3 protein-coding genes are annotated in these 2,448 nt (G+C 60.8%); 2 read left to right on the forward strand and 1 reads right to left on the reverse strand.

All coding sequences use genetic code 11. The features are described 5' to 3' along the window. Positions 1–712: M24 family metallopeptidase (locus WBB85_RS07835; protein WP_432638063.1), on the forward strand; the 712-nt coding region annotated here is incomplete at its 5' end. Between the two features lie 36 nt (positions 713–748). On the opposite strand, the gene WBB85_RS07840 is transcribed toward WBB85_RS07835, so the two are convergent. Further along, complete coding sequence (locus WBB85_RS07840; RefSeq protein WP_432638064.1) at positions 749–1,279, reverse strand: hypothetical protein; 531 nt, start codon at positions 1,277–1,279, stop codon at positions 749–751. Positions 1,280–1,489: 210 nt separating this feature from the next. On the opposite strand from WBB85_RS07840, the gene WBB85_RS07845 reads away from it, so the two are divergent. Next, a complete protein-coding gene (locus WBB85_RS07845) occupies positions 1,490–2,308 on the forward strand; it encodes a L,D-transpeptidase (protein WP_432638065.1) in 819 nt (272 codons plus the stop codon). Positions 2,309–2,448 lie beyond the last annotated feature (140 nt).

The raw sequence follows: 2,448 nt of genomic DNA on the forward strand, positions 1-2,448 counted from the left end.
GATCAAGCATGGCGCCAATGTCGCCGCTGTCGGTGGCTATGCGATCCGCGACGCGGTCAAGGTCGGCGCGCGCGAGCTTGACGTGGCCATGGCGGGCCGTGACGCGATGGAGATGGAGATCGCCAAACGCTTCCCCGATGCCGAATACCGCGACACCTGGGTCTGGTTCCAGTCCGGCATCAACACCGATGGCGCCCACAACCCGGTCACCGCGCGGGAATGTCAGGTTGGCGATATCCTGTCGCTCAACACCTTCCCGATGATCTCGGGCTATTACACCGCGCTCGAACGCACGATGTTCGTGCGCGAGGTCGATGCGGCGTCCCTGAAGATCTGGGAGGCGAACGTCGCCGCCCATGAATACGGGATGAGCCTGTTGAAGCCGGGCGCAAGCTGCGCCGAGATCACGGCGAAGATCAACGACTTCTTCGAAGAGCGCCAGCTTTTGCAATACCGCACCTTCGGCTACGGCCATTCCTTCGGTGTGCTCAGCCATTATTACGGCCGCGAGGCGGGGCTGGAACTGCGCGAGGATATCGACACGGTGCTGGAACCCGGCATGGTCATCTCGATGGAACCGATGTTGACCATCGCCGAAGGCCAGCCGGGTGCGGGCGGCTACCGCGAGCATGACATTCTGGTGATCACCGAGGACGGCAACGAGGATATCACCAAATATCCTTATGGGCCGGAATTCAACGTCGTCGGCTAGGCCGCGGCAGGGGGGGACGGTCTTTGATTCGTCCCCTCACGGGCGGAACTGCGGGATGCCTGTCACGAGGAATGCGGTGGCAAGCACCGCGACATCCATCAGAGCGAAAATTGCGGCGCGCCACAGTTTGGAACGAATTGAGGTCACGATCAGGCCGCTGACCGGATACCAGAGTGCAGCAGGGATCAGGAAAATCAGCGCATATCCCGTATCGTGCGGTGCATCGGACAGTATCATGATTGCGAAACCGCCGAACATGAAGGGAATACGCCCGAAAAAGCCCGGCGCGGTGAAAAAGCCCAATGCAAGCGCCCCGAATATGCGCGCACGCGTTGGTTTCAGAACCCGACGCAGGTTTCGCCGGTTCTGCCAGATCATCGCGCCCAGAAGGGTCAGCGCATATCCGATTGCCAAAGACGCGACGGCGGCTGGCAGGGCGGATGGCACGTAGTCCATATATGGCGTCGTCTTCAGGACCGGATAGCGCAGCAGCATATAGCTGCCCCAGATCATCAAGGACATCGGAAGGGCGATGCGGCGCGTGCGGGATATTGATATTTCCATCATGAACCCCGTTCATAACTTGCCGCGACATGATCACCAGTCCGGAAATCCGTACCACCGACGCCATCATCTGGATTGCCTCAGCCACCCCCGCCACATGGGCTCGATTACAACGCCCGACGAGGAAGTGCGTCGCTGCCGCGCGATCGGACTTCCGTCGCTGACGTCAATGATGCTAGGCATAAGCCTAAACCACAGGAGTGCAAAAAGCCCATGACAGCCCTGACCCCGACCCGGCGCGCCTTTTTGTGTTTGGCAGGTTCCACTCTCGTAACGGCCTGCGCGGGAACGCCGAAGGACGGCGATGGCGGTGCGGTGTCGAAATTCGGCTTCACGCCGATTGAGGGCTATGATCTGCTGTTGGACAATGACTTTCTTCTGCCCCCGGTCCCGCCGCAATATCTCGAATGGCCAAACCGTCGGCAGCTTGTTTTCTATGAAGGTTCCGAACCTGCGGAGACCATCGTCATCGACCCGCATGCCAAGTTCCTTTACTATATCCTCGGCGACGGGACGGCCTGGCGCTATCCGATCGCCGTGGGCCGGGCAGGCCTCGCGCTGAAATCGACGACCACGATCCGGGTCAAAAAGGAATGGCCGGGCTGGACGCCGACCAAGAACATGGTCCGCAAACAACCCGAGGTCTACGGCCCCTTCGCCAAGGGCGTTCCCGGCGGGCTTGCAAGTCCGCTTGGCGCGCGAGCTCTCTATCTCTATCGCGGCAACCGCGACAGCTACTTCCGCATTCACGGCACCAACGATATGTCCTCGATCGGAAATTCGGGGTCCGCAGGCTGTATCCGGCTTTTCAACCACGACATCATCGACCTCTATGACCGCGTCTCGGTGCCGACGACGGTCCTGATCCGCAGTGCCGAAGACTCGCTGCGTCTGGTCGGACCTGAATTCAGTCCGCGCGGGCGCGAACTGCCACCGGTCATCGTGTCGCCGGAAACCATCTATGGCGCGACCGACGCACCTTTGGACGGGCAGATCAACGATCCGGACGGCGTGCTGACCCAGCTGAACTGAAGACATTCGACCAAGCGGACATAGCAAGACGACCAGCCACCATGCTCTGGATCAAGGGGCAATGCCTTCTCCGCATCGGCCGTTCCGCACCCCACATCTCGCAAGGCGCCAACCCGAGCACCCCTTGCACTGGCAAGGGG

The organism is Albidovulum sp. (assembly GCF_049646345.1).
In the GTDB taxonomy this organism is placed as follows: domain Bacteria; phylum Pseudomonadota; class Alphaproteobacteria; order Rhodobacterales; family Rhodobacteraceae; genus Albidovulum.

What these genes read in the sequence shown, in the direction of transcription:
- WBB85_RS07845 (WP_432638065.1), top strand. Translation starts at nt 1,490, where the DNA reads ATGACAGCCCTGACCCCGACCCGGCGCGCCTTTTTGTGTTTGGCAGGT.
- WBB85_RS07840 (WP_432638064.1), bottom strand. Translation starts at nt 1,279, where the DNA reads ATGATGGAAATATCAATATCCCGCACGCGCCGCATCGCCCTTCCGATG.